The organism is Limnohabitans sp. Rim8, assembly GCF_945869175.1.
Lineage (GTDB): Bacteria > Pseudomonadota > Gammaproteobacteria > Burkholderiales > Burkholderiaceae_C > Limnohabitans_A.
Window position 1 is genome coordinate 44,190 of record NZ_CAMBNZ010000001.1, and the last position, 24,294, is coordinate 68,483.

The 24,294-nt window shown below is 60.3% G+C and carries 19 protein-coding genes; 3 read left to right on the forward strand and 16 right to left on the reverse strand.

Going from position 1 to position 24,294, the window contains the following annotated elements; translation table 11 throughout:
* Positions 1-98: 98 nt before the first annotated feature.
* Positions 99-857, forward strand: coding sequence for an outer membrane protein assembly factor BamD (locus Q0O19_RS00195; protein WP_295518691.1), 759 nt, complete (start codon positions 99-101; stop codon positions 855-857).
* Here Q0O19_RS00195 and Q0O19_RS00200 read toward each other — a convergent pair.
* The 9 genes from Q0O19_RS00200 to Q0O19_RS00240 all read right to left on the reverse strand — a co-directional run bounded on the left by Q0O19_RS00200 (position 823) and on the right by Q0O19_RS00240 (position 13,239).
* Positions 823-2,850 carry an ATP-dependent DNA helicase gene (locus tag Q0O19_RS00200; protein WP_295518793.1) on the reverse strand — a complete coding sequence of 676 codons (2,028 nt, stop codon included), beginning with the start codon at positions 2,848-2,850 and terminating at the stop codon, positions 823-825. The two genes, Q0O19_RS00195 and Q0O19_RS00200, sit on opposite strands and share 35 nt — an antisense overlap.
* Positions 2,851-2,945: 95 nt before the next feature.
* Entirely contained in the window at positions 2,946-3,164 is a 219-nt protein-coding gene (locus Q0O19_RS00205) for a YdcH family protein (RefSeq protein WP_295518694.1), read from the reverse strand.
* A complete protein-coding gene (locus tag Q0O19_RS00210) occupies positions 3,161-3,508 on the reverse strand; it encodes a hypothetical protein (protein WP_295518697.1) in 348 nt (115 codons plus the stop codon). The genes Q0O19_RS00205 and Q0O19_RS00210 overlap by 4 nt, the downstream gene beginning before the upstream one ends.
* Entirely contained in the window at positions 3,505-4,602 is a 1,098-nt protein-coding gene (gene zapE, locus Q0O19_RS00215; RefSeq protein WP_295518700.1) for a cell division protein ZapE, read from the reverse strand. The genes Q0O19_RS00210 and zapE overlap by 4 nt, the downstream gene beginning before the upstream one ends.
* 114 nt (positions 4,603-4,716) lie before the next feature.
* The gene (gene lpdA / locus Q0O19_RS00220) at positions 4,717-6,144 is read right to left on the reverse strand and encodes a dihydrolipoyl dehydrogenase (protein ID WP_295518702.1); all 1,428 of its coding nucleotides are present in this window, start codon (positions 6,142-6,144) and stop codon (positions 4,717-4,719) included.
* 60 nt (positions 6,145-6,204) lie between these two features.
* On the reverse strand, positions 6,205-7,452 hold the full coding sequence (odhB, locus tag Q0O19_RS00225) for a 2-oxoglutarate dehydrogenase complex dihydrolipoyllysine-residue succinyltransferase (RefSeq protein WP_295518704.1): 1,248 nt from the start codon (positions 7,450-7,452) through the stop codon (positions 6,205-6,207).
* A gap of 70 nt (positions 7,453-7,522) precedes the next feature.
* Entirely contained in the window at positions 7,523-10,390 is a 2,868-nt protein-coding gene (locus Q0O19_RS00230; RefSeq protein ID WP_295518708.1) for a 2-oxoglutarate dehydrogenase E1 component, read from the reverse strand.
* 141 nt (positions 10,391-10,531) lie between these two features.
* Positions 10,532-12,430 carry a propionate--CoA ligase gene (locus Q0O19_RS00235; protein ID WP_295518710.1) on the reverse strand — a complete coding sequence of 633 codons (1,899 nt, stop codon included), beginning with the start codon at positions 12,428-12,430 and terminating at the stop codon, positions 10,532-10,534.
* A 203-nt stretch (positions 12,431-12,633) separates the two neighbouring features.
* Positions 12,634-13,239 (reverse strand): isochorismatase family protein, encoded by a 606-nt coding sequence (locus tag Q0O19_RS00240; RefSeq protein WP_295518713.1) that lies wholly within the window; start codon positions 13,237-13,239, stop codon positions 12,634-12,636.
* 99 nt (positions 13,240-13,338) lie between these two features.
* Between Q0O19_RS00240 and Q0O19_RS00245 the strand changes: the two genes are divergently transcribed.
* On the forward strand, positions 13,339-14,046 hold the full coding sequence (locus Q0O19_RS00245) for a VOC family protein (RefSeq protein WP_295518716.1): 708 nt from the start codon (positions 13,339-13,341) through the stop codon (positions 14,044-14,046).
* A gap of 43 nt (positions 14,047-14,089) precedes the next feature.
* Here Q0O19_RS00245 and Q0O19_RS00250 read toward each other — a convergent pair whose 3' ends face one another.
* The 3 genes from Q0O19_RS00250 to Q0O19_RS00260 all read right to left on the reverse strand — a co-directional run bounded on the left by Q0O19_RS00250 (position 14,090) and on the right by Q0O19_RS00260 (position 17,949).
* Positions 14,090-14,578 (reverse strand): hypothetical protein, encoded by a 489-nt coding sequence (locus Q0O19_RS00250; protein WP_295518718.1) that lies wholly within the window; start codon positions 14,576-14,578, stop codon positions 14,090-14,092.
* A 35-nt stretch (positions 14,579-14,613) separates the two neighbouring features.
* The gene (locus tag Q0O19_RS00255; protein ID WP_295518721.1) at positions 14,614-16,683 is read right to left on the reverse strand and encodes an ATP-dependent DNA helicase RecQ; all 2,070 of its coding nucleotides are present in this window, start codon (positions 16,681-16,683) and stop codon (positions 14,614-14,616) included.
* 87 nt (positions 16,684-16,770) lie between these two features.
* The gene (locus Q0O19_RS00260; RefSeq protein WP_295518722.1) at positions 16,771-17,949 is read right to left on the reverse strand and encodes a YbfB/YjiJ family MFS transporter; all 1,179 of its coding nucleotides are present in this window, start codon (positions 17,947-17,949) and stop codon (positions 16,771-16,773) included.
* Between the two features lie 234 nt (positions 17,950-18,183).
* Between Q0O19_RS00260 and Q0O19_RS00265 the strand changes: the two genes are divergently transcribed.
* Entirely contained in the window at positions 18,184-18,807 is a 624-nt protein-coding gene (locus tag Q0O19_RS00265; RefSeq protein WP_295518724.1) for a helix-turn-helix domain-containing protein, read from the forward strand.
* A gap of 9 nt (positions 18,808-18,816) precedes the next feature.
* Here the strand turns inward: Q0O19_RS00265 and Q0O19_RS00270 are convergent, their stop codons facing one another.
* From Q0O19_RS00270 to Q0O19_RS00285, 4 genes are all read right to left on the reverse strand, one after another.
* Positions 18,817-21,294, reverse strand: coding sequence for a penicillin acylase family protein (locus Q0O19_RS00270; RefSeq protein ID WP_295518727.1), 2,478 nt, complete (start codon positions 21,292-21,294; stop codon positions 18,817-18,819).
* An 80-nt stretch (positions 21,295-21,374) separates the two neighbouring features.
* Positions 21,375-22,286 carry an LD-carboxypeptidase gene (locus tag Q0O19_RS00275; protein ID WP_295518729.1) on the reverse strand — a complete coding sequence of 304 codons (912 nt, stop codon included), beginning with the start codon at positions 22,284-22,286 and terminating at the stop codon, positions 21,375-21,377.
* Between the two features lie 15 nt (positions 22,287-22,301).
* Positions 22,302-23,681 carry a tRNA adenosine(34) deaminase TadA gene (gene tadA / locus Q0O19_RS00280; RefSeq protein WP_295518795.1) on the reverse strand — a complete coding sequence of 460 codons (1,380 nt, stop codon included), beginning with the start codon at positions 23,679-23,681 and terminating at the stop codon, positions 22,302-22,304.
* Positions 23,678-24,292, reverse strand: a complete 615-nt coding sequence (locus Q0O19_RS00285) for an FMN-binding negative transcriptional regulator (RefSeq protein WP_295518731.1) — start codon at positions 24,290-24,292, stop codon at positions 23,678-23,680. Before Q0O19_RS00285 ends, tadA begins: the two co-directional genes overlap by 4 nt.
* Positions 24,293-24,294 lie beyond the last annotated feature (2 nt).

Consider the following 24,294-nt stretch of genomic DNA (forward strand, 5'->3'; position numbering starts at 1 on the left):
CGGGGTCGGTCGATATAATCAAAGTGTTCAACAGTTCAAGGGTGTCACAGATGCGAAGCTTCAGATTATCGGCGGTTCCCTGTGGCCTGGTTTTGGCCATGGGGCTGCTCCTGTCAGGCTGCGCCAACACCCCCAAAGACACCACAGCAGGCTGGACACCTGAAAAAATCTACGCCGAAGCCCGTGACGAAGCCAACTCCGGGGCATGGGACAAGGCCATCGCTTACTACGAAAAGCTCGAAGGACGTGCTGCGGGCACCGCCTTGGCGCAACAAGCTCAAATCGACAAAGCTTATGCCCAATACAAAACAGGCGACAAAATCCAGGCCATCGCCACTTTGGACCGATTCATCCGCCTGCACCCGGCCAGCCCGGCTTTGGACTACGCCTTCTACCTCAAGGGCTTGGTCAACTTCAACGACAACTTGGGGCTGTTCTCCTTTCTGACCCAACAAGATTTGTCGGAACGCGACCAAATGGCGACAAAAGACTCTTATGAGGCGTTCAAAGAGTTAAGCACCCGCTTTCCTGACTCGAAATATTCCCCTGATGCACGCCAGCGCATGATGTACATCGTGAACGCCTTGGCGTCTTACGAAGTGCATGTGGCCCGCTTCTACGCCAGCCGGGGGGCCCATGTGGCCGCGGTCAACCGCGCCCAACAGGCCATTTCGGATTACCAAGGCGTGCCTGCTGTCGAAGAGGCTTTGGCCATTTTGGTGGGGTCTTACGACGCCTTGGGCATGACCACTTTGCGCGACGATGCCAAACGCGTGTTGGAAAAGAATTTCCCCCAGTCTGACCACCACAAAGCGGGTGGGCTCAAAAAGTCGAGTCCTTGGTGGCGTCTGTGGTGAGCTGAAGCAAAGTCTCCAAAAATTCTGGGTGCCCATTCAATCGGCGCATCTGCGGCAAACCCCGCACCAACCTGCGACCATAGGACATGGTGGCCAAACGGGTGTCGCACACCACCAAAACACCCCGGTCGGTTTCACTTCGGATCAAGCGCCCAGCGCCTTGCTTGAGCGCAACGGCAGCTTCTGGCAACGCATGGTCTGCAAAGGCACTGCGTCCTTCGCGCACGATGCGCTGGCTTCTCGCCTCAAACAAAGGGTCACCTGGTGGTGGAAATGGCAGCTTGTCGATGACCACCAGCTGCAATGCCTCACCGGGCACATCAAAGCCTTCCCAAAACGAGGCTGAGGCCACCAACACACACCCCGCACGGCCATCGCCAGCCCCCTCACGAAAGCGCTCCATCAAACGCCGCTTGGGGCTTTGACCTTGCACCAACACCTCCACATTCGCTGCCGGGTCCAATCGGGCCTGCAAATATTCGCCAATGCTGCGCATGGCATTCAAGGTGGTGGTCAGTACCAACGTTCTGCCGCCCAGCAGTTGCACGGCCTCCACAACAAGCTGCGCCACATGCCCGGCATGTCCTGGGTCACCGGGCTTGGGCAAGTGCTCGGGCACATACAGGGCCGCTTGCTGCGCGTAATCAAACGGGCTGGTGACCTGCATCACCTGGGCGGAAGTCAGGCCACAAGGCTCTGTGAACCAACGCAGACTGGGCTCATCGCCCAAGGTGGCTGAGGTGAAAATCCAGGCGCGCTGGCCAACACCCGAGCCCATGCCTGCGGCAGCCCCTGCGCGGTCCTCTGCCCCATGACGGGGATCACCCGCCATCAAGGCCTCCAGAGAATCGGGATCCAGGGACGACTCGGCCTCGCTGGGCTGCTTGGCCTGAGCAGGACGCGTCAGCGCCGAAAAAGCCTGGGCAATGTCCAGGGGCGATTCGATCAAGCGCAGCTGCGCACTGACTTCGGCCCAGCGCACACCCTCCGGGTCGGGCGCTTGCGAAAACAAGTGTGCTTTTTGGGCCAACTCGGCGACACGTTCGTGCAAGCGCTGAAAGTCTGGGGCCAACTCAGTCACCAGTTCCAAACCCGCCTGCAACTGCCCCAAAGCCTGGGTTAATTGTGCGAGCGCAGGGGTCCAATCTTCAGGCTCCACACCTTCGGGCATCACATCGGTCCAACGCAATCGCACCGAGCCCCGGTGCATGCCGGCCGCCAAGCGCAAATCGCGGGCCGCTTTTTCCAGCGCATCGGCCAGCGCGTGCCAGTCCACCAAGCCACGCGCCAGTTGCAAGCCTGTGGCCAGCACATCGCGTGACAACTCCAGCAACTGAACCGTGGACAATTGTTTGCCCAAAAAGTTCACGCCGATCTCGTTGAGCTGGTGGGCTTCGTCAAAAACCGTCACCCGCACCGTGGGCAGCAACTCGGCCACCCCGGATTCGCGCACCGCCATGTCGGCAAAAAACAAGTGGTGGTTGATGACCACCACGTCAGACGCCATCGCTTCTTTTCTCGCCAAATTCACATGACAAGCACGGTAACTGGGGCAGCTGGACCCCAAACAGTTGTCGCGCGTCGATGTCACCAACGGCCACAACGGAGAGCGTTCGTCCAGGCCAGTCAGCTCGGCCATGTCGCCAGTGCGTGTCGACTGGGACCAGGTTTCGATCTTGGCCAATGCACGCTGGGCACCCGGTTGGGCCGATTCGGCGCTGTGCCGAGCTTGCTGCATGCGGTGCAAACACAGGTAGTTGGAGCGCCCCTTGAGCAAGGCCACGCGAATGGGCAAAGCCAGGACCTCGACCAGGCGGGGGATGTCGCGGGAAAACAATTGTTCTTGCAGCGCCTTGGTGGCCGTGGAGACCAGCGCACGCTGGCCACTGAGCAAGACCGGCACCAAATAAGCATAGGTTTTGCCCACGCCCGTGCCCGCCTCCACCACCAGTTGCCCCCCCTGCTCCAAAGTCTGGGTCACGGCCAAGGCCATGTCGGTTTGACCCTCGCGGGGCTGAAAGCCTGGCACCGCATGGGCCAGCGCACCATGGTGCGACAAGGTGTCGGCCACCCTTTGCAGCAACAAGCTCAAGCAGGCTCCTTGGGCTGGATGGCCCATTGCAGTTGCGTGATTTGGTCGCGCAAAGCCAAACGCCTTTTCTTCAAACGACGGAGCATCAACTCGTCCAGCGGCAAAGGCGCCAGGACCGCTTGGTCAATCAAGGCATCCAAATCGGCGTGGGCCATCTGGCATTCAATCAACTGCCGCTGGGGGGACCGAAGGTCTTGCGCGGGGGTGTCCTTCATGGCTGGCGCGGCTCATCGGGCTGCTTGCCTTGCAGGCGCAAGTCGCGCTGCTCGGTGCGCCACAAACGTTCTTGCGTGTTCAGCACCAAGTCTTGTTGGCGCAGAGGCTCAAGTGCAGCGCGGCGGGCTTGGCGGGCATCGCCCAGGCAAGTGTTCACCGCAAACTTTTGCCAACAGGCCTTGGCCGACAGTTCGTAATCGTGCATGACGGCTTGGCGATCTTGCGCGATGGCTTCACGCTGCGACCGGATGAACTCTGGCTCACCCGAAAGGGTCTGAGCACCCACCAGCGAGCTGGTCAGCACGATCCAAACCGACAAGGAAACAAGCGCCAAGTGTTTCATGTGAGATGGGTGTCCACCGTGCGGTGCTCCAGGGCCAAAAACTCACTGGACTGCATTTCATGCAAACGCGAAACGGTGCGTGGAAACTCGTGCGACAGGGGGCCCGCTGTGTAAAGGGCCTCAGGTGCCACTGCAGCCGACATGATCAGTTTGACGCGCCGGTCATACAGCACATCGATCAGCCAAGTGAATCGACGCGCTTCCGACGCCATGCTGGCGGACATTGGAGGGACGTTACTCAACAAGACGGTGTGGTATTGGGTGGCAATTTCAAGGTAATCGTTTTGCGAACGCGGGCCGCCACAAATGGCACGGAAGTCAAACCACACCACATCCCCTGCACGGCGTTTGGCGGTGATGTCACGCGCTTCGATGTGCAGCACCGGGTCTTCGTCCGGGCCTGTGGCGAGGCGGTTGAAGGCGTCGTTCATTTCGTCGTCAGCCTGCGCACCGAGTGGCGAGTGGTAGAGCTTGACCATCTCCAGCGTGCGGCGGCGGTAGTCGGTGCCATTGTCCACATTCAGCACCTGCATGCGCTGGTTGAGTAAGGCAATGGCGGGCAAGATGCGGTCGCGGTGCAAGCCATCCGGGTATAAGCCGTCGGGCTCGAAGTTGGAGGTGGTGACAAAACCCACGCCGTTGTCAAACAAGGACACCAACAAGCGGTGCAAGATCATCGCGTCGGTGATGTCGGCGACGTGGAACTCGTCAAAGCAAATCAGGCGGTAACGCTTGGCCATGCGTTTGCCCAGTTCGTCCAGCGGGTTCACGGTGCCCTGAATGGCCGCCAGTTCGCGATGCACCTCGCGCATGAATTCATGGAAGTGCAAACGGGTTTTTCGCTCGACAGGGACTGCTGCAAAAAAACAGTCCATCAAAAAACTTTTGCCACGCCCCACCCCACCAAACATGTAAACCCCCTTGGGGATTTCAGGTCGACTGAAGAATTTGCCCAACAGGCCCGAACGCTTGGATTTGTAGCCGGTCCACTCCTGCGCACAACGCTCCAGTGCCTCAATCGCTCGCAGTTGAGCCGGGTCACTCTGGTAGCCGCGTTTTTGCAACTCTGCTTCGTAAACTTCACGAACGGACATGGGTGGCGTGCTCTTCAATTCATATGACAAAACCCGGGACCAAGCCCGGGTTTTCAGGGATGCAGAACTTTAACCCAACTCACCCATGAACCATGTCTGGGGTCGGGTATGAGCTTAGAAGTTCAAGCTGCGCTTGTCCACCGCCAACGCGGCCTCTTTGGTCGACTCGCTCAAAGACGGGTGTGCATGGCAAATGCGGGCAATGTCTTCCGCGCTGGCACGGAACTCCATGGCCACCACGGCCTCAGCAATCAGCTCTGAGGCTTGAGGCCCAACGATGTGCACGCCCAGGATTTCGTCGGTGGTCGCGTCCGCCAGCATCTTCACCATGCCGGTCGTATCGCCCAAAGCGCGGGCACGGCCGTTGGCCAGGAACGGAAACGAACCCGCCTTGTAGGCCACGCCGTCGGCTTTGAGCTGCTGTTCGGTGCGGCCCACCCAGGCGATCTCGGGACTGGTGTAAATCACCCAAGGAATGGTGTTGAAGTTGACATGCCCGTGTTGGCCCGCAATGCGCTCGGCCACGGCCACACCCTCTTCTTCGGCTTTGTGCGCCAACATCGGGCCACGCACCACATCACCCACCGCCCAGACGCCAGGCAGGTTGGTTTTGCAATCCGCATCCACCACCACCGCGCCGCGCTCGTCGAGCTGCAGGCCCACGGCTTCGGTGTTCAGGCCCATGGTGTTGGGCACGCGGCCGATCGAGATGATCAGCTTGTCCGCATCCAACGCCACCGCCTCGCCCTTGGCGTTGGTGTAATTGACCGTGACGCCCTTCTTGCCATTGACGATCTCGCCGACTTTCACGCCGAGTTCGATCTTCAGGCCTTGTTTGTCAAATGCCTTCTTGGCTTCTTTGGCGATTTGCTCGTCCACAGCGCCCAAAAACGTGGACAAGCCTTCAAGGATGGTCACGTCCGCGCCGAGACGACGCCAGACCGAACCCATCTCCAGACCAATCACGCCTGAACCGATCAAGGCCAGTTTCTTGGGCACAGCGCCCAAGCGCAAAGCGCCGTCGTTGGACAAGACATTGAGCTCGTCAAACGGTGTGCCGGGCAACGCACGGGCATTAGAGCCTGTGGCGATGATGACCTGTTTGGCCGTGATGGCCTCTTCGGTCTTGCCTGCCACCTTGATCTCGTAGGCGCCTTCGGCTTTGCCGACAAAACTGCCGCGGCCGTGGAAAAACGTGACCTTGTTCTTTTTGAGCAAGTAAAGGATGCCATCGTTGTTTTGCTTGACCACGGTGTCCTTGCGGGCAATCATCTTGGCCACATCCATCTTCACGCCCGTGGCGCTGATGCCGTGCTCGGCGAAGTGGTGGTTGGCGTGGTCAAAGTGTTCACTGGACTGCAGCAGCGCTTTGGAGGGAATGCAACCCACGTTGGTGCAGGTGCCACCGGGCGCAGGACCACCGGCAGCGTTTTTCCATTCGTCAATGCAGGCGACTTGAAAACCGAGTTGTGCCGCGCGAATGGCCGCAATGTAGCCACCGGGGCCACCGCCGATGACAACGACGTCGAATTGTTTGCTCATGAGATAGGTCTTATGGATGGAAAACGCCCCCTGGGCAGGGGGCATTCAAAACAAGGAAATTTAGATGTCGAAGAGCAAGCGGGCTGGGTCTTCCAGCGCCTCTTTCATCGCCACCAAGCCCAAGACGGCTTCGCGGCCGTCAATGATGCGGTGGTCGTACGACATGGCGAAGTAGTTCATGGGGCGAACCACGACTTGGCCGTTTTCCACCATCGCGCGGTCTTTGGTCGCGTGCACGCCCAAAATGGCCGACTGGGGTGGGTTGATGATCGGGGTGGACATCATCGAGCCGAAGGTGCCACCGTTAGAGATAGAAAAAGTGCCGCCAGTCATCTCTTCAATGCCCAGCTTGCCGTCTTTGGCTTTTTGGCCAAATTCAGCGATCTTCTTTTCGATATCGGCAAAGCTCATTTGGTCGGCATTGCGCAAAATGGGCACCACCAAGCCGCGTGGCGAACCGACCGCGATGCCGATGTCGAAATAGCCGTGGTAGACGATGTCGTTGCCGTCCACCGAGGCGTTCAGGACCGGGAATTTCTTCAGGGCGTGCACAGCGGCCTTGACGAAGAAGCTCATGAAACCCAGCTTGCAGCCGTGTTCCTTTTCGAAACGGTCTTGCATGCGTTTGCGCATGTCCATGACCGGGGCCATGTTGATTTCGTTGAAGGTGGTCAAGATGGCGTTGGTCGACTGCGATTGCAGCAAACGCTCGGCCACGCGGGCGCGCAAACGCGTCATGGGCACGCGCTGCTCTGGGCGGTCGCCCAAGTTCACATCAGGTGCGGCCACTTGGGCCAAGGCCTTGGTGGGCACGCCTGTGGGGATGACAGCGGCGGTCGATTTGACGCCACCAGCAACGGCCGACAGCACATCGCCCTTGGTCACGCGGCCGTCTTTGCCAGAACCGGCCACCGAACCAGCCGCCAGGCTGTTGTCGGCCATCAACTTGGCAGCGGCGGGCATCGCCACACCCGCCATGCTGCCGCCAGTGGCGGCTGCAGCCACGGGTGCGGCGGCCACTGGCGCTGCGGGAGTCGCGGCTGGGGCCGCTGCAGCACCGACCTTGCCATCGGTGTCGATGCGGGCGATCAATTGCTCGGCCGCCACGGTGCCGCCGTCGGCCACCAGGATTTCACAAATCACACCAGCCGAGGGGGCTGGCACTTCGAGCACGACTTTGTCGGTCTCGATGTCAATCAAGATTTCGTCGGCTGCAACCGATTCGCCGACTTTCTTTTTCCACTGCAGCATGGTGGCTTCCGCCACAGACTCGGACAGTTGGGGGACTTTGACTTCTACGATGGCCATGGTGTTTCCGTTATGCGTTGGTCGTTTGACGAGGGGGTCTGACGCTGAACCTTCAGCGTCAGACGCTGGTTCACTTGGACAGCACGAAGCCCTTGAGCTTCGAGAAGGCCGCTTCGATCAGTGCTTTTTGTTGGTCTTGGTGCAGGTGGGAGTAACCCACCGCTGGCGATGCGGACGCTGCGCGACCGGCATAACCGAGCTTTTGACCTTCGAGCATGTTCTCGTGGATGTTGTGCTGAATGAAAAACCAGGCACCCTGGTTCTGTGGCTCGTCCTGGCACCACACGATGTCGCTGGCGTTCGGGTATTTTTTCAGCTCGGCCGCAAACGCTTTGTGCGGGAACGGATAAAGCTGCTCCACGCGGATGATCGCGGTGTCGTCAGAGCCCTTGGCTTCGCGATGTTTGACCAAGTCGTAGTAGACCTTGCCCGAGCAAGCGATCACGCGCTTGACCTTGTCGGCCTTGAGCGCCTTGTTCTCGGGGATCACCGTCTGGAAGCTGCCTTTGGTGAACTCAGACACCGGGCTGGTGGCGTCTTTGTTGCGCAGCAGCGACTTGGGCGTGAAGATGACCAGGGGCTTGCGCAGGTCACGCACCATCTGGCGACGCAGAACATGGAAAATCTGGCTGGCCGTGGTCGGCTGCACAAGCTGCATGTTGGTGTCGGCAGCCAGTTGCATGAAACGCTCGACGCGGGCCGAGCTGTGCTCGGGGCCTTGACCTTCGTAGCCGTGCGGCAGCATCAAGGTCATGCCATTGACACGGCCCCACTTGACTTCACCGGAGGCGATGAACTGGTCAATCACCACCTGGGCGCCGTTGGCGAAATCGCCAAACTGAGCCTCCCAGATCACCAAGGTGTGCGGGTCGTTCGATGCGTAACCGTACTCAAAAGCCAAGACAGCCTCTTCTGACAGGATCGAGTCGATGACCACAAACGGGGCCTGCTTGTCCGAGACGTTTTGCAGGGCCACATAGGTGCCTGTGTCCCACTTCTCGCGCTTTTGGTCGTGAATCACGGCATGGCGGTGGGTGAAGGTGCCACGGCCGCTGTCTTCGCCAGACAGGCGCACTGGGTAACCACCTGCCACCAAAGAGGCAAAAGCCATGTGCTCGCCCATGCCCCAATCCACCGGGGTGTCGCCGCGCCCCATGGCGGCGCGGTCGTCGTACACCTTTTTCACCAACTGGTGCGGCGTGACAGACTCAGGAATGGTGGTGATCTTCTCGGCCAAACGCTTCCAGTCGGCCAAGGGGATGGAGGTGTCTCCCGCATCGGTCCACTTCTTGCCCATGAAGGGAGCCCAGTCCACGGTGAACTGTGTTTTGAAGTTGGTCAACACGGGTTCGGTCGTGTTGATGCCAGCATCCAAAGCGGCGCGGTAGGCCTTGGCCATGTCGTCACCCAGGGTGTCGCCCAAGCCTTGCGTGGCCAGTTTGTCGGCAAACAACTTGCGGGTACCGGGATGGGCTGCAATCTTTTTGTACATCAAAGGTTGTGTCAGAGCGGGGGTGTCCTGCTCGTTGTGGCCCAACTTTCGGAAACACACCACGTCCAGCACCACGTCTTTTTGGAACGTCATGCGGTATTCCAAAGCCAGCTGGGTGGCCAACACCACCGCCTCCGGGTCGTCACCGTTGACGTGCAACACTGGGGCCTCGACCATCTTGACGATGTCGGTGCAGAACACGCTCGAGCGCATGTCGCGAGGGTCCGAGGTGGTGAAGCCGATCTGGTTGTTGATGATGATGTGGACCGTGCCGCCTGTGGAGTAACCACGGGTTTGGGCCAAGGCAAAGGTTTCCTGGTTCACACCTTGGCCACCAAAGGCCGCATCGCCGTGCACCAGGACGGGCAGCACTTGCTTGCCCAACGGATCGTTTCGGCGGTCCATTCGGGCGCGCACCGAGCCTTCAACCACGGGGTTGACGATTTCCAGGTGCGAGGGGTTGAAGGCCAACGACAGGTGAACCGGCCCACCGGCGGTGTTCACGTCAGAGCTGAAGCCTTGGTGGTACTTAACGTCACCCGCAGGCAAATCTTCAGGCGCGGTGTGATCGAACTCGGCAAACATGTCGGCCGGCAGCTTGCCCATGGTGTTGACCAAGACGTTCAGGCGGCCACGGTGGGCCATGCCGATCACCACTTCCTGCACGCCTTGCGCACCGGCTTGCTGGATCAACTCGTCCATGGCGGCAATGAAGCTTTCGCCACCTTCCAGAGAGAAACGCTTTTGTCCCACATATTTGGTGTGCAAGTAGCGCTCCAGACCTTCGGCAGCCGTCAGACGGTCGAGGATCTGCTTTTTCTTGTCCGATGTGAAATTGGGCTTGCTGCGGATGCTTTCGAGCTTTTGTTGCCACCAGCGCTTTTCAGCCTGCTCGGTGGTGTACATGTATTCCGCACCCAGCGTGCCGCAATAGGTTTCACGCAGCGCATTGAGCAGCTCGCGCAAAGACATGCGATTTTTGCCGAAAAAGGTGTTGCTGGTGTCAAACACGGTTTCTTGGTCGGCATCGGTGAAGCCAAAAAACGCGGGGTCGAGGTCAGGGATATTGGGGCGCTCGGTCCGTTTGAGCGGGTCCAGATCGGCCCAGCGTTGGCCCACGTTGCGGTAAGCGGCGATCAGCTGCTGAACGGCGGTGCGCTTGCGGCCCATTTCGACATCGGCACTGGCCAAAACGACTTTGGTGCCGCCGGCTTTGGCGCGCTCGGCAAAAGCATTGATGACCGGCTGATGAGGCACGTCTTTGGCATTGGAGCCATCGAGTGCTGGAACGTGCTGAAGAGCGTCGAAGTAGTCGCGCCAAGAATCGGGCACGCTGCCGGGGTTGGCCAAATAGTTGTCATACATCTCTTCAACGTAGGGGGTGTTGCCCCCGAAGAGATGGGTATTGCCTGAATAGGCAGAGTAGACGGAATTAGTCTCGCTCATGTTTCGCTGACCTCCGTTTCCCTCGGGGAAACATTAGTTGGTGGATTGTTACCTTCCGCGACACGGCTGGACCGGTTGGCGGATGCGACTGTGGCAGGGGAAGGGCCTGAGTACAAAACGCATTGTGCCATGGCTTGGGAATCAGCCTTTGACCCCATCCACGATCTGCTGCAAGGCAGCGGGGTCGTCCATCGTGGTCAAGTCGCCCGGGTCACGGCCTTCGGCCACCGCCTGGATGGCGCGACGCAGCAGTTTGCCGCTGCGGGTCTTGGGCAAAGCGGTCACAAAGAACACCCTGGAAGGCCGCGCCACTGCGCCCAATTGAGAATCCACCACCTTCATCACTTCGCCTTCGAACTGAAGGCGTGACCTCGCGTCCGTCAAGCCTGAGGTGTCTTTGGCAATGGCAAAAGCCATGGCGACCTGGCCTTTGAGCGGGTCGGCCACACCCACCACGGCCACTTCGGCGATGTTGGGGTGGCTGGAAATGCTTTCTTCGATCTCGCGGGTGCCCAGCCGGTGTCCGGCCACATTGATCACGTCATCGGTGCGGCCCAAAATAAAGAAGTAACCGTCTTCGTCACGAACCGCCCAGTCAAAGGTGCTGTAAACCAGCTTGTTCGGCACGGTGTTCCAGTAGGTTTTGACGAAACGTGCGTCATCGCCCCAAATGGTTTGCAGGTTGCCAGGAGGCAATGGGCCTTCAATGGTCAACACGCCCTTTTGATGGGCACCGGTCAGCTCTTCACCGGTCTGGTCGTCGACCAGTTTGACGTTGTAGCCATAAATGGCCTTGCCAGGCGAGCCGAACTTGCTGGGTGCTTTTTCCACGCCATTGCAAATGCTCAAAATCGGCCAACCGGTTTCGGTTTGCCAGTAGTTGTCGATGATGGGCTTGCCGCTCAAACCCTCAGAGATCCACTTGGCGGTGGGCTCGTCGAGCGGCTCACCGGCCAAAAACAGGGCTTGCAAGCTGGACAGGTCGTATTTGCTCAGCAGCGCTGGGTCTTGTTTTTTGAGCACCCGAATCGCCGTCGGGGCGCTGAACATGACGTTGACTTGGTATTTTTCGACCAAACTCCACCAAATGCCGCCGTCCGGCCGGATCGGCAGGCCTTCGTACAGGATGGTCGCCATGCCGCCGATCAGCGGGCCATAGATGATGTAGCTGTGGCCCACCACCCACCCAATGTCGCTGGTGCAGAAAAACGTGCCACCGGCTTGTCCTTCAAAGACGTACGGGATGCTGGCGGCCAAAGCCACGGTGTAGCCACCGGTGTCGCGCTGAACCCCCTTGGGCTTGCCCGTGGTGCCCGATGTGTACAGCGTGTAGCTGGGGTGTGTCGATTCGACCCACTCGCATGGCACCACCGCGTCCAAGTGCTTGGCGCGCTCGGTGGCGTAGTCCACATCGCGGCTGGCCACAGCCGTGAAGGCCGACAGCTGACGGTCCACCATGATCACCTTGGCAGGCTTGTGGGCGGACAATTCGATGGCCTCGTCCAGTAACGGTTTGTAAGGCACCACCTTGCCACCGCGCGAACCGGCGTCGGCGCTGATGATGACTTTGGGCGAAGCGTCTTCGATGCGGGTGGCCAGGGAATGAGAGGCGAAACCGCCAAACACCACCGAATGGATGGCACCCAGACGGACGCAAGCGAGCATGGCGAATGCTGCCTCGGCGATCATGGGCATGTAAATCAGCACGCGGTCGCCTTTGACCACACCCAGGTCTTGCAACACAGCAGCCATGCGCTGGACTTCGGCATGCAGTTCGCGGAAGGTGTAGGTTTTTTCCTGATCGGTTTCGGTCGAAACAAAGATCAACGCAGGCTGTTCTGCCCGCTCGGCCAAGTGGCGGTCCACCGCGTTGTGGCACAGGTTGGTTTGCCCCCCCACAAACCATTTGGCAAAGGGCGGCTGACTGTAGTCACAGATTCGCTGCGGCTGGACTTTCCAGTCCACCAACTTCGCCTGTTCGGCCCAAAAAGCGTCGCGGTCGTTGATCGAGCGTGCGTGAAAGTCAGCAAAGTTGCCCATGAAAGTCTCCTGAATGCCTGGCCACATGAAGTCGGTGATGGGGCGGTTCCGTGGCACCACCCCGTACTTTTGAATTCATAATTATGACGAAGTGACTTGCAAGAAGCTGACTCCACAAATGCAGTGCGCAAAGTAACCATATCGCTACAGTCAAGGCTCTGAAGTCCGGACCAGGGTCAAGACACACAAAACCGTTGAGGGCATCACTTGAACAGGCTTTGCAAGAGCTTGAATTGCGAGTGCTCTGCTGTGCGAACCCACTCGAAAGCCACCATTTCAGCCGTCACCAGCTCAGCCCCGGCCCCGGCCAAACGGTCGTAAGCGGCATCGCGGTTGCGCTCGGTGCGGGAGCTGCACGCGTCGGTCACCACCCACACCTCGAACTCGTCTTCGAGCACATCGAGCGCGGTTTGCATGAGGCAAATATGGGCCTCGCAGCCGGCCAACACAATGGTTTTGCGCTCTTCGACACCGGGCTGGGGTTTTTGCAGGTGGCGAGGCAAACTGCGTGCGTTGCCCTTCGGCGCTTGGGGCGGCTCAGGTTGAAGCCATTCGCCCAAGCCCTCTTCCACAGCGCTGAACTGCATCTTGGCCAACACTTGGCGGCAGTGGCTGCGGATTTCAGGCGGCATCTCGCCCAAGCGGGAAGGGTTTTGCTCGGTGCCCCAGGTCGGTACGGACAAGGCTTGGGCCAAGGTGGCCAAGCGGGCGGCATTGGCCCAAACGGCTTCGGCGTCCCACATCACGGGCTTGAGGCGGGCCTGAAAATCCACCAACACCAGTTGGCTTTCGTCTGCATCGATCAACATAAGGGCTCCATGGAAGGGTGCCTCGATTGTCGCAGGCCCGCGTGGGTACAAAGGGGTGGCCATCCGTTATGCTCCACGCCAACAATCTGATCTTGAAAAATGAAAACCCAAATTGACCACCTCGTGGTGATGGCCTCATCCTTAGAAGCAGGCGTGCAATGGTGTGAAGACACGCTCGGCATCACCCCCGGGCCAGGCGGCGAACACGAAAAATACGGCACCCACAACCGCCTGTTCAAAATTGCTTCGCCCAAGTTCCCTCTGGCGTATTTTGAAATCATCGCCATCAACCCAGCGGCCGTGATCCCCAAGCGCTCACAGGTGCCGCGTTGGTTCGACATGGACAACGCCGCTTTGCAAAAAGCCGTCGCGCTTGGCCCCAGACTCATCCACTTTGTCAGCAGCACCGACGACGTGAAAGCCGCCCGCCATGTGCTGCGCACCCAAGGGATTGAACGCGGCCAGGTCGTGCACGCCAGCCGCAAATCGAGCAAGGGCACGCTCAACTGGCAAATCACCGTGCGCGAAGACGGCGAACGGCTTTTCGACGGCACTTTGCCCACCTTGATTCAATGGGGCAAGCCCGATGCCACCGACCCGCTCCGCCTGCACCCGCGCAACAGCCTGCCGCGATCAGGGGTGACGCTGCAAAGCCTAAGCGTGCAACACCCCAGCGCGGCCAAACTGCAAGCCGCTTACGAATCCATCGGGCTGGAAGGCATCGCCCTTGAAGCCGGCGTTGCAAACTTGGTGGCCACACTGCAAACCCCCAAAGGCTTGGTGCAACTGCAAAGCTTGGGGCTGTGATGGAGAGCACAGCAGCCTGCCGCTGATGCTCAGCGGGCTCTGATCATGGTTTGGCAAATTCGGCATCCACCCACGCTTGGGCGGTCTGGCGGTTGAGCTTGAAGGCTGCCGAGACCTTGATCTCGGCCAAGGCATCACCGCTGTCGTCCTGTGCACTCAGCATGGCGTAGGGGTTGTCCTCGTCGGGCACGATGCGCAACAACACCGTCACCCGACTGTCTTGGCCATTGACAGTGACGCTTTGGTTGAGTTGCGCATGCAGCTGCTGCTCACTGCGACGCACAAATTCACCGGCGGTTTTGACCAAGGTGATGAAGGCTGAGCCGTCCAGCGGCTTGGGGTTCTTTTTGTCTCGGCCCATGGTCCAGGGGCCTACCAAAGCGGGCTCACTCTCACCCGCTTTGTACATGGCCACGGCCCAACCGTCGTCATCGTCATTTTTGACCACCTGGGCCGTCCACTGCTCGTTTTGCCAACGGCGGGGCTCTTGGACCAGCGGCTGGCCTTGCATGTCTTGCGTGTTGTCGTTCATCGTGGTGGCCCTCAAATTCAAGCGTCGATCATGCCTCAAGGGCGCAGGTGCAATGCCAGCAGCAGCACCTGGCTGGCCCCTTGCTCACGCAAAAGGGCTGCCGCCAAGGTGGCGGTCCAGCGGGTGCGCACATCGGTGCTCACCAGCAGCAGGAGTCCGGCGGGCAAAGCGGCATCGGGTGCAAGGCGAATGGCCGATTCCAGGTGCGCCACCACGGGGGTCGAAGCCGCGTCATCCGGGGCGGGCCCACCCGTCCAAATCAACACGTCATACAAAGGCAAACGCCCCTTTTGGGCGATGTGCTTGGCCACACACCTGTTGGACGCCATGTTGGGCGCAGGCATGGGCACCACTCCCACAGGACGCATGGGCCAAGTCTTGGCCCAGCGCCCCAGCAGGGCCACTGCACCCGCCAGGATCTCTGCAGGGACATCACCGGGCGCGGCAACACGCAAAGCCTGCAGTTCGGCCACCCACACCGGGTCGTCGGCAAAGGCCACGGCACGGCCCTCCTCAAAACCCCGAATACTGCCCTTGCGCCCCACCCCGCCAGGCCAGCGCTTGCGCGGCTCAATGTCCACCTCCATGCCGCGCAAAAAATCACGCGCCGCAAGCAGTTTGTCTGGCGAAGGCGCAAGACCCGGAAACGGCAATTGAGCCGTGCAAACTGAGCAGCGCCCGCACGGCGCGGGCGAAGGGTCATCCAGCGCGGTTTGCAAATAAGCCATCAAACAACCTTGGCCATGTGCGTACTGGCGCATGGTGTCCGCCTCTTGCTGGCGCACCTGGGCCAGCGCCGTCCATTTGGCCGTGTCGTGCACATAGGGCACGCCCGTGGCACGCCAAGCCGAGCCGTCTTTGTCCACCACGCCCTCCACCGCCAAAATTTTGAGCAGCGCCTCCAGCCTGCCTCGGCGCACACCCGTGTCGGCTTCGATCTCGATCAGGCTGCGCTCATCACGGCCCAAGCTGGCGAGCACTTTGGCAGCCGCAGCGGCATCGGGAATGGACGCCGTGGCGAAGTAATCCCAAATGCGCTCATCGGCATCCGACGGCAGCAACACCCCTTCCGCATGCGCCACCGCTCGCCCGGCCCGGCCCACCTGCTGGTAATACGCAACGGGCGACGCGGGCGAGCCCACATGCACGCAAAAACCCAAATCCGGCTTGTCATAGCCCATGCCCAAGGCCGAGGTGGCCACCACCGCCTTCACTTGGTTGTGGCGCAAACGCTCTTCCACCTTCAGACGGGTGTCGGCGTCGGTCTGCCCGGTGTAGGCATCGACCGCATGGCCGCAGTGGCGCAAAAAAGCCGTCAGACGCTGCGCCTCGGCCACCGTCAGCACATACACAATGCCCGAGCCGGGAAGTTGTTCCAGGGCATCGGCGATCCAGGCGTAACGCTGCAAGGGCGACAGCCCCGGCACCACCGACAGCGTGAGCGAGGTGCGCGCCAGCGTGCCGCGAAACGTCACCGTGTTCGCGCCCAGCTGCTTGCCAATGTCGAGCGTCACCCGCTCGTTGGCCGTGGCCGTGGTGGCCAGCACACTGGCCGTGGGCGTGGACAGCAGCGCCCGTGCAAGCCGCTGGTAGTCGGGTCGGAAGTCAAAACCCCAATCGCTGATGCAATGCGCTTCATCGATCACGATCAAGCCCACCCGGGCCAGCAAAGCGCCCAGTCGCGCCGCAAAACGCGGATTGCCCAGCCGCTCGGGCGAGACCAGCAACACGTCCATGTTGTCGGCATCGAGCCGCTGAAACACATCGTCCCAATCGTCGAGGTTGGTGGAGTTGATCGTGGCTGCCTTCAGGCCCGCCCGCTCAGCCGCGCTCACCTGGTCGCGCATGAGGGCCAGCAGGGGCGAGATCACCAGGGTGGGGCCTGCGCCCGTGCTGCGAAGCGCGTGCGTGGCAGCCCAATACACCGCCGACTTGCCCCAGCCCGTGGCCTGCACCACCAACACCCGCGATGCCGTTTGCAGCACAGCGTGCACGGCATCCACCTGGTCAGACCGAGGCAACGCGTCGGGCCCGGCCAAGCGAGCCAGGATGGTCAACAGGTGCTGCTCTGCGAATTCACGTTCCATCGGGTTCGGACTGCTCATCGATTCACCCAGCCAAACTACAGTTCAACATCTCGATGTTGGGAATGGTGAGGGTTGACATCGGGTGCCTCCCGCGGATTGAGAAGGCTATTGTGCAATTTCTTCCGGCAAAGTGGCCAGCAAGGCCATGCCCAAGAGCATCACCCCGGCGGTCAGCCACAAGGCCCCCTTGAAGGTGCCCGTGGCCTGCGCCATGGCCCCAGCCACCACCGGGGCGATGACTTGGGCTGCGCCATAACTCAAGGTCAGGCGCGCCATGGCCTTGCCCGGGTTGTGCGGCGCCCGACGCCCCACCAGCGCCAGTGTCAGGCTCACAATGCCGATGAACGTGGCCCCATAGCCCAAGGCACCGAGAAAAGCGGCAGCCAAAGTGTCCGACAAAGCGGGCAAGATCACCGACACCGTTTGCAAACCAAACGCCAACAGCAAGGCCCGCGTGTCGCCCATACGCCGGGCCACCTTGTCCCACAAAAACACGGCCGGCATGGCCGCCAAACCCACCAAGGCCCAAGCCAGCGCACCTTGCCCGGCCAAGGCCGGTTCGCGCTCAACGATGGCCACGGTGAATGTGGCGTTGATCACAAACCCCCAGCCGGCAGCAAAATAACTGCCCGCCATCGTGAACATCCAGCGCCGGGAGACTTTGTGAAAGGCCTGCGATGCCGTTCCCACAGAGGTGGCAGGGGGCACGGGCGGCCGCCAAAACCATGCCGGTATGAAAAACAACAGCCCCACGGCGCTCATGGCCAACCACTGATGCGACCACAGCGGCCAGTATTGCAGCACGCCCCAAGCGCCGAGCGCCGACACCACAATGCCTAAGCCCAAACCAATGAAATGCACACCCAGCTCGGGCCGCCGACCTTGCCGCATCAACCAACCCAAAACCAAACCAGCACCCAGCAGCATGCCCGTGGCTCCACACAAACCGCCCACATAGCGCCACAGCACCCAGTTGGGCATCGCGCTTGACAGGGCCATTCCGGCCACAGACAAAAGCGACAGCCACAAGCCCATGCCGTAAAGCCGGTGCCGCCACCGGACATCGTCAATCCAGGCGCTGGCCAAAGCGCCTGTGATGTAACCCGCGTAATGGATGGCGGCCAAGCCGCCGGCTGCGGCATCGCTCAAGCCGGTTTGCAACTGCAATGAGGGCAACAAGGGCGTGAAGGCGAAGCGGGCCAAGCCAATGCTCAGGACCAAACCGCAAATGCCACCGACGATGACTTGCCAGGGTTGCAGCGGGATGGAGGGGCCTTGGGACATGTTCAGGGGATGTTATCGGTCAGTGCTGCCAAAGGCAGTCACTTCTGCGGCCATTGGCATTTGAAAAATTCATCATTTCTTTGTCCCGATCATTCCAAACATCATCAATTAAGTGTTTTCCAGTGGTTTGTATGTTTTAAATATAAAAATTGTGGATATATCCCTTTTAAAAGTTGTGGAGTAACAAATACAATATTTATATAATAAAATTAAAAATCAAGAATAATTAGCAATATGAACGAGACCTTGACCTACGACAGCGACAAGCCCAGCGGCGAATTTTTGACCAGCTCACAAGCAGCCAAGCGCTTGGGTTTGTCCATGGCCACCATCCAAAAATTGGTCGATAACCATGTCTTGCAGGCGTGGAAGACCTTTGGTGGGCACCGCCGCATTTCTTTGGCTTCGCTCCTGAACTACCAAAGTGCCCACAATTTGTTGAGCTTGCCCCCGCTCACGCATGACCGAATGGCCAAAGTGATGGTGGTGATCGAGTCCCCCGAATTGACCGCCCAAATGCAAAAAGACATGCTGCAGTGGCAACTGCCCTTGCAGGCGGCGTTTCAGGAATCCTTGACCGAGGCCTTGCTGGAACTGCTGAGCAAGAAGCACGACCTCCTGGTCATCCAGATGAGCGGCTTGAGAAAGCAGCAGGAAAAAATTCTGGAGATCCTGCAAAAGTTCATGAGTTCGCGAAACACTGTCGGCCACACCTTGATCCTGACCCCAGAGATAGATCTGCTGCCAAAGGCCAAATCGGCTGCCGGGCCTGCCAGCATTCAAGTGCTCAACACCAACCTCTCGCCGCTGTGGCTGTCGGCTTATTTGTCAGGGTTTACTGCTCAGCGTCGCGTCTGAAGCCCACCCTCATGGCAGCAATTGCAGCCTGTGCACCGCAGGCGGCGATGCTTGCAACGGCAAATAAGCGCCCTGTGCCCATTTTTTGGACATGTTGCGGCTGCGTGGATCAAAAGCATGGCCGGACTGGCCAGTTTGGTAGATGAACACCGACTGGTCAGTGGCGCCCAAGTCATAGACAGCCCGCATGGAGGCGGCATGCCGGTTGGCAAATGGGGCTTGCTTGTCATTGGCCCAGTACTGGCCCACATTCACCGTGAACAAATCCCCAGCACTTTCCACCCGCACATCGAACAGCGCGTTCAAGTAGGGCACTTTGCCGAGAGGCTTGTGGCTGCTGATGGCCAGGTGCCATGCACCCCAACGCCACCGCTTGGGGTCTTGACCTTGACTGGCCGCAATGCGGTCGATCGCACGGTCCAAGGCTTTGGACACGGGCACTGAACAACCTGCTGGACCGCACCAAAAAGGGTCATTTCGGTCCAACATACCTTCAACCCCTGCCCTGAAGTGCCTTTTCCCATAAAGCGCCTGGAAGCGCTGCGCCCCCAATGTTGGCACCAGCAAACCCCGTGTGAGTTCATCGGCCCAGACATTCAGCACCAAAGCAGCGGCGCTGTCGGGGCGCATCTGGCCATCAAACGCCGCCACCAATTTCAAGGTCGCCGGGGCCAAGGCATGTTGAGAAGTGACCTGTCCGAGCTTGGCCTGCAAGGACTTGGCGCCCAAAGACAACACATCGTTCTGGATGACTTGCATGCTTTCTCGGCTGTGTTGGGGGGTTGCAGCCAGCAGTTGCTCAATCCGCTGAAAACGCTCCGGCGTTGTCCAGTCTGAGCCCAAAAAATGCGCATATCCAGCGGGCAGGATATTTTGGTTTGCAGTCGCATACCCCCCTTTTTTCTCAATTTGGGCAGCATCCACCGTGGGCGTTTGGTCGTAAGGCAACCAACCCGTCCAGTCGTATTGCGCCAGCCAACCGGGAGATGGGGCCACGCCCAAAATATCGTTTTGTGCAGAGCGGGTGGGCACCTTGCCCACGGCCTTGAAGGCCACCTCCCCCAAGGTGTCGGCCATCACCACGCTTTGCATGGGCGAATGGTGCTCAGCAAACGCTTGCCTCAACTCAGGCACGGTTTGCGCCCAATTGGCCTGCATGCCCGCTTCCATGGTTTTGTTGTCCGGCGTGAGCGCCGACCAGCGCAGGCTGACCGCGTAGCGGTTCGTGTCGATCAGGCCTTGGTATTGCGTCTGCACATCGCTGATGACCGGGCCGTGCCGGGTGCTGCGCACCTGGAGCGTGACATCGGGCTGCCCTTTGACGCGTATCGTTTCGGCGCGTTCCGCAAAAGGAGCCCACCCCTCAGGCGTGCGGTATTGACCCGGCCTGGCCGCATCGAGCTGCTCCAGGTACAAGTCCTGCACATCGGGGCCCGTATTGGTGAAACCCCAAGCCACACCGGTGGTGCGACCCAGCACCACAAAAGGCAAACCGGGCAAGGTTGCACCCATCACGTCGAGCGGGGGGTGTTGAAGACCACCGGGCATTTCACCGGCGGGCGCTTTCAGGTGGGCGTAGTACCAAATGGCCGGGGCGCTCAAGGCCAAGTGGGGGTCGTTGGCCAACAAAGGCTTGCCCGATACGGTGTGGGTACCAGGCACGACCCAGTTGTTGCTGCCCTTGCCCTCCAGGATGCCCATGTCACGCACCCAATCTGCCGACCATTGCGCCAATGGCGTTTTTGGGGCGGGCCCAATTGCCGCCTTGGTCGATCCAGTGGCGTACACACCCAGTTGGGCATACAAAGCGGGCAAGTCCACCGCAGTGGCAGGCTTTTCGCCGGGGTACGCAGGCAGCAATTGCCACAACTGTGTGTTGTTCAAAACCTGACTGGCAGACAAACGGGCGAACTCTTGACCCCAGTTGCCCCCCAAATCGAGGGCCATCATCAAAGCCCAGCCCACGCTGTCTTCGGGCGACCAAGCTTGACCGCTGGACCCGAAGGCCGATGTCCCCAAAATTTTGAACTCTGGAGAGGGGCGGACCGCGCCGCTTTGCCACGCGTTCTGAATCCCGTCGCTGTAGGCTTGCAGGGCCGCTTGGGTGGCTGGCGACAAACCTTGGAGTTGCTGCTTGGCCATGCCAATGATGTCCAAAGTGCGCATCAACTTGTCGGTGTCCAAGGTGGCTTGGCCCAGGATTTCAGACAACTCTCCGCGCATCAACCGGCGGTTAAATGCCATTTGCCAGCCGCGCTCTTGGGCATGCACAAAACCCATGGCCCGCCAAGCATCCATGGCACTGCCCGCCTGAATGTGCGTGACGTCCGACGCATCGCGGGTGATCATCACGGGTGCAGCAAGGCCTTGGAGATGAACCTCACCGTTGAGCTGCGGCAGGCCCCGCAACAGGTGCACGCTGATGACCCCACCTGAGACCAAAACGGCCGCAAGGGCCAGCCACAGGATTCTTGCGATCCATTTCATGTTTGTCTCCAACTTCGATGCTTGGGGCCGAGTCGCCAATGAGGTCCAACGCAGGCCAGCCAGTGCTCTGCCGGCTTGGATTAAATGTGGCCCCAAACCATCAGCGCGTCACGCCCTTCGGTGACAAGGTCCACCTTGGCGCCCACGGGCAGCAGCACCTTGGTCTCCACATGGCCAAAAGGCAAGCCAGTGAGCACGGGGGCCTTGATCTGGTGGCGCAGCCAGTCGACCACGGTGGCCAGTTTGAAGCCTTTGTCGTGCTTGGGCACCAGCTTGTATTGGCTGAATTGCCCGATCAGCACCGCCTTTTGCTGGGCCAACACGCCCGCAAGCAAGAGCTGGGTGAGCATGCGCTCGATGCGGTAAGGGTGCTCGCCCACGTCCTCCAGAAAAAGTACCCCACCTTTGATTTGCGGGAAGAATGGCGTTCCCAGCAAAGAGGTCAGCACCGCGAGGTTGCCGCCCCACAGCGGTGCGTCTTTCACCAGCACACGGCGCTCGGCCTCGGCCTTGGGCAGCTGCCAACCCGTGCCCTCGCCTTGCTCGAGCAGCAGGTCGTCAAAGCAAGCCTGCATGATGTCGTCGGGTTCATGGTCTGAGCCAAAGTCTTCGCCCAGCGCCGGGCCTTGCCAGCTGATGCGCCCGGTCTTGGCCAACACCGCCTGGTTAAAGGCTGTGAAATCGCTCAGGCCCACGAACTGCATGCCGCCATCAATCGCTTTGGCAATCTGCTTGTAGGGCAAGGCAGGCAGGATGCGCGTGAGGCCGTAGCCGCCGCGTGAGATCAATGCCACATGGGCACCACTGGCGGCAGCACGGGTGATGGCGGAGATGCGTGTGGCGTCGTCCCCCGCAAAACGCATGTGGGTATCGAGTGCAGACTCGTCCACTTCCACCTCGTGGCCTTGGGCATTGAGGCGCTTGATGCCACGGCGAAATGCCGCTTTGTCGCGCACCGCGCTGGAAGGAGAAAAAATGTAAATGTGGGCCATGGGCTGCGCGCTCTGTCAGGATTTGAAGTGTCGCACAGCGGCTTCGGCAATCGCCGCCCCCTGCTCCTGCACAAAATGGCCCGCATCGGGCAGCAGCATGGGCTCGGGGCAAGCTCTGATCTGGCTTTGCAATTGACGCATCACCGGCTCGCCCAGCACCGGGTCTTGCAGGCCAATGGCCATGAAGCTCTGGCCTTGCCAATCGTTGCGCCAAAAATCACGCGCTTGCCGCGAGATGGCTGCACCCGGCGAATCGGTGAATTCCGGCACCATGGGCGGAAAGGCCCGCAGCGCAGCGCGAAAGCCTTTGTCTGGGAAGGGCGCGTTGTAGGCCGACGTCTCAGCGGGCGTCATGCCGCGGTTGCCACGCGCAAACAACTTGCCCACATCGAATTGCGGCTGGCTTTGGCACCAGTCTCGCCAGGCCAAAAAGCCCGCACTCAAGGGCAGCTCGCCCGTGGCCAGGGTGGTGTTCATGACCAGCAGACCTTTGTACCGACCGGGCGCGGCCATGGGCAAGGTCAAGCCCAAAATGCCACCCCAGTCTTGCACCACCAGCACCACGCGCTGCAAATCCAGCCGTTCGACCCAGTCGAGCAAGGACTGGCGGTGCGTTTCAAACCGGTGAAATTCTTCTTTCTTGGGCTTGTCGCTCTTGCCAAAGCCGATCAGATCGGGCGCGACCACACGGTGCCCCGCCGCCAGCCAGACCGGGACCATTTTGCGGTAGAGGTAACTCCAGGCCGGGTTGCCATGCAAGCACAGCCAGGTCAGCGGCGCGTCCTTGGGGCCCTCGTCCAGATGGTGCATGCGCAGTCCGGCGATGCTGGGCAAATCACTCAGGTAATGGGCTGGCCAAGGGTAGTCGGGCAAGGCGGCAAACGCCTCATCGGGTGTGCGCAACGCGTCTTCTCTGAGTGGGTGGGGGTTCATTCTTTTGGGCCTGAAAAAGTCTTTGAGCAAGAGGCCACATTCTTGGGCCAGCACACCACCCGTGACCCGCGTCTGGTGGTTCAGCTGCGTGTGCTCAAACAAGTTGAGCACCGAGCCTGCAACGCCCGTGCGGGGGTCGGCGGCGCCAAACACCACCCGGTCGACCCGGGCGTGCAGCATGGCGCCGCTGCACATGGCACAAGGCTCCAGCGTCACATACAGGGTGCAACCGTCAAGCCGGTAATTGCCCAACACCCGGGCCGCTTCGCGCAGCGCCACCACCTCGGCGTGCGCCGTGGGGTCGTGGCTGGCGATCGGGGCATTGTGGCCTGTGGCAATCACTTGGCCGTCCTTGACGACCACCGCACCCACCGGCACCTCGCCCGCTGCCGCGGCCAATTTGGCCTGCTCCAGGGCCTGGTCCATCCAATGCACATCTTGGCTAGGCGTATCCACCGTCAAGCCACCATGCCCAAACGCTGCATCCACAGGGCAAGGGCTTGCTCTTGTTCGCCGCCTTGGGCATAGGCGGCGTGCATGGCCGCGTGCGCCTCGGGTCGGTGCTGGTTGATTTTGACCTTGGTTTGAAGGTCCAGAATCTTCAATTCAAACGCCACAATGCCGTTCAGCATGCCGTGGGCATAGCTCTCGGGCAGCGCACGCCACTGCGCCGCATAAGCGGGCTCGTGGTCGGCAATCATCTGCTTGAGCATGGCGTCTTTCGCTTCATCACCGTCCAGCATACGGGCCTCAACCCGTGCATGCACCGCCAGATACGTCCAGGTCGGCACGCGCAACAAATCGGGGTAAACGGCAGGCGACATGTAGGCCTGCGGCCCCATGAAAGTCACCAGCGCCTGCGGCCGGGTCTGCAAATAGCCAGCATGCGGGTTGGCACGGGCACAGTGGCCCAAAAGCACGGCAGGCTGACCGCCCTCCTCCAGCAACTTGAGCGGCAAATGCGTGATGAAGGGGAAGCCATCACCGTCGTTTGACACCAAACTGGCAAACGGATGCTCGCGCATGATGGCCGCAGCGTGCTGTGGATGGTTGAATTGCTGAGGCAGGTACATGA

Excerpts from the sequence above, each read along its gene's own strand:
- Q0O19_RS00235 (WP_295518710.1), bottom strand. The coding sequence starts at position 12,430 with ATGGGCAACTTTGCTGACTTTCACGCACGCTCGATCAACGACCGCGAC.
- Q0O19_RS00260 (WP_295518722.1), bottom strand. The coding sequence starts at position 17,949 with ATGTCCCAAGGCCCCTCCATCCCGCTGCAACCCTGGCAAGTCATCGTC.
- Q0O19_RS00210 (WP_295518697.1), bottom strand. The coding sequence starts at position 3,508 with ATGAAACACTTGGCGCTTGTTTCCTTGTCGGTTTGGATCGTGCTGACC.
- Q0O19_RS00275 (WP_295518729.1), bottom strand. The coding sequence starts at position 22,286 with ATGGCCCACATTTACATTTTTTCTCCTTCCAGCGCGGTGCGCGACAAA.
- Q0O19_RS00230 (WP_295518708.1), bottom strand. The coding sequence starts at position 10,390 with ATGAGCGAGACTAATTCCGTCTACTCTGCCTATTCAGGCAATACCCAT.
- Q0O19_RS00195 (WP_295518691.1), top strand. The coding sequence starts at position 99 with ATGGGGCTGCTCCTGTCAGGCTGCGCCAACACCCCCAAAGACACCACA.
- Q0O19_RS00240 (WP_295518713.1), bottom strand. The coding sequence starts at position 13,239 with ATGTTGATCGATGCAGACGAAAGCCAACTGGTGTTGGTGGATTTTCAG.
- zapE (WP_295518700.1), bottom strand. The coding sequence starts at position 4,602 with ATGTCCGTTCGTGAAGTTTACGAAGCAGAGTTGCAAAAACGCGGCTAC.
- lpdA (WP_295518702.1), bottom strand. The coding sequence starts at position 6,144 with ATGAGCAAACAATTCGACGTCGTTGTCATCGGCGGTGGCCCCGGTGGC.
- Q0O19_RS00265 (WP_295518724.1), top strand. The coding sequence starts at position 18,184 with ATGAACGAGACCTTGACCTACGACAGCGACAAGCCCAGCGGCGAATTT.
- Q0O19_RS00285 (WP_295518731.1), bottom strand. The coding sequence starts at position 24,292 with ATGTACCTGCCTCAGCAATTCAACCATCCACAGCACGCTGCGGCCATC.
- Q0O19_RS00250 (WP_295518718.1), bottom strand. The coding sequence starts at position 14,578 with ATGAACGACAACACGCAAGACATGCAAGGCCAGCCGCTGGTCCAAGAG.
- Q0O19_RS00245 (WP_295518716.1), top strand. The coding sequence starts at position 13,339 with ATGAAAACCCAAATTGACCACCTCGTGGTGATGGCCTCATCCTTAGAA.
- Q0O19_RS00270 (WP_295518727.1), bottom strand. The coding sequence starts at position 21,294 with ATGAAATGGATCGCAAGAATCCTGTGGCTGGCCCTTGCGGCCGTTTTG.
- Q0O19_RS00200 (WP_295518793.1), bottom strand. The coding sequence starts at position 2,850 with ATGGCCTTGGCCGTGACCCAGACTTTGGAGCAGGGGGGGCAACTGGTG.
- Q0O19_RS00205 (WP_295518694.1), bottom strand. The coding sequence starts at position 3,164 with ATGAAGGACACCCCCGCGCAAGACCTTCGGTCCCCCCAGCGGCAGTTG.
- Q0O19_RS00255 (WP_295518721.1), bottom strand. The coding sequence starts at position 16,683 with ATGAGCAGTCCGAACCCGATGGAACGTGAATTCGCAGAGCAGCACCTG.
- odhB (WP_295518704.1), bottom strand. The coding sequence starts at position 7,452 with ATGGCCATCGTAGAAGTCAAAGTCCCCCAACTGTCCGAGTCTGTGGCG.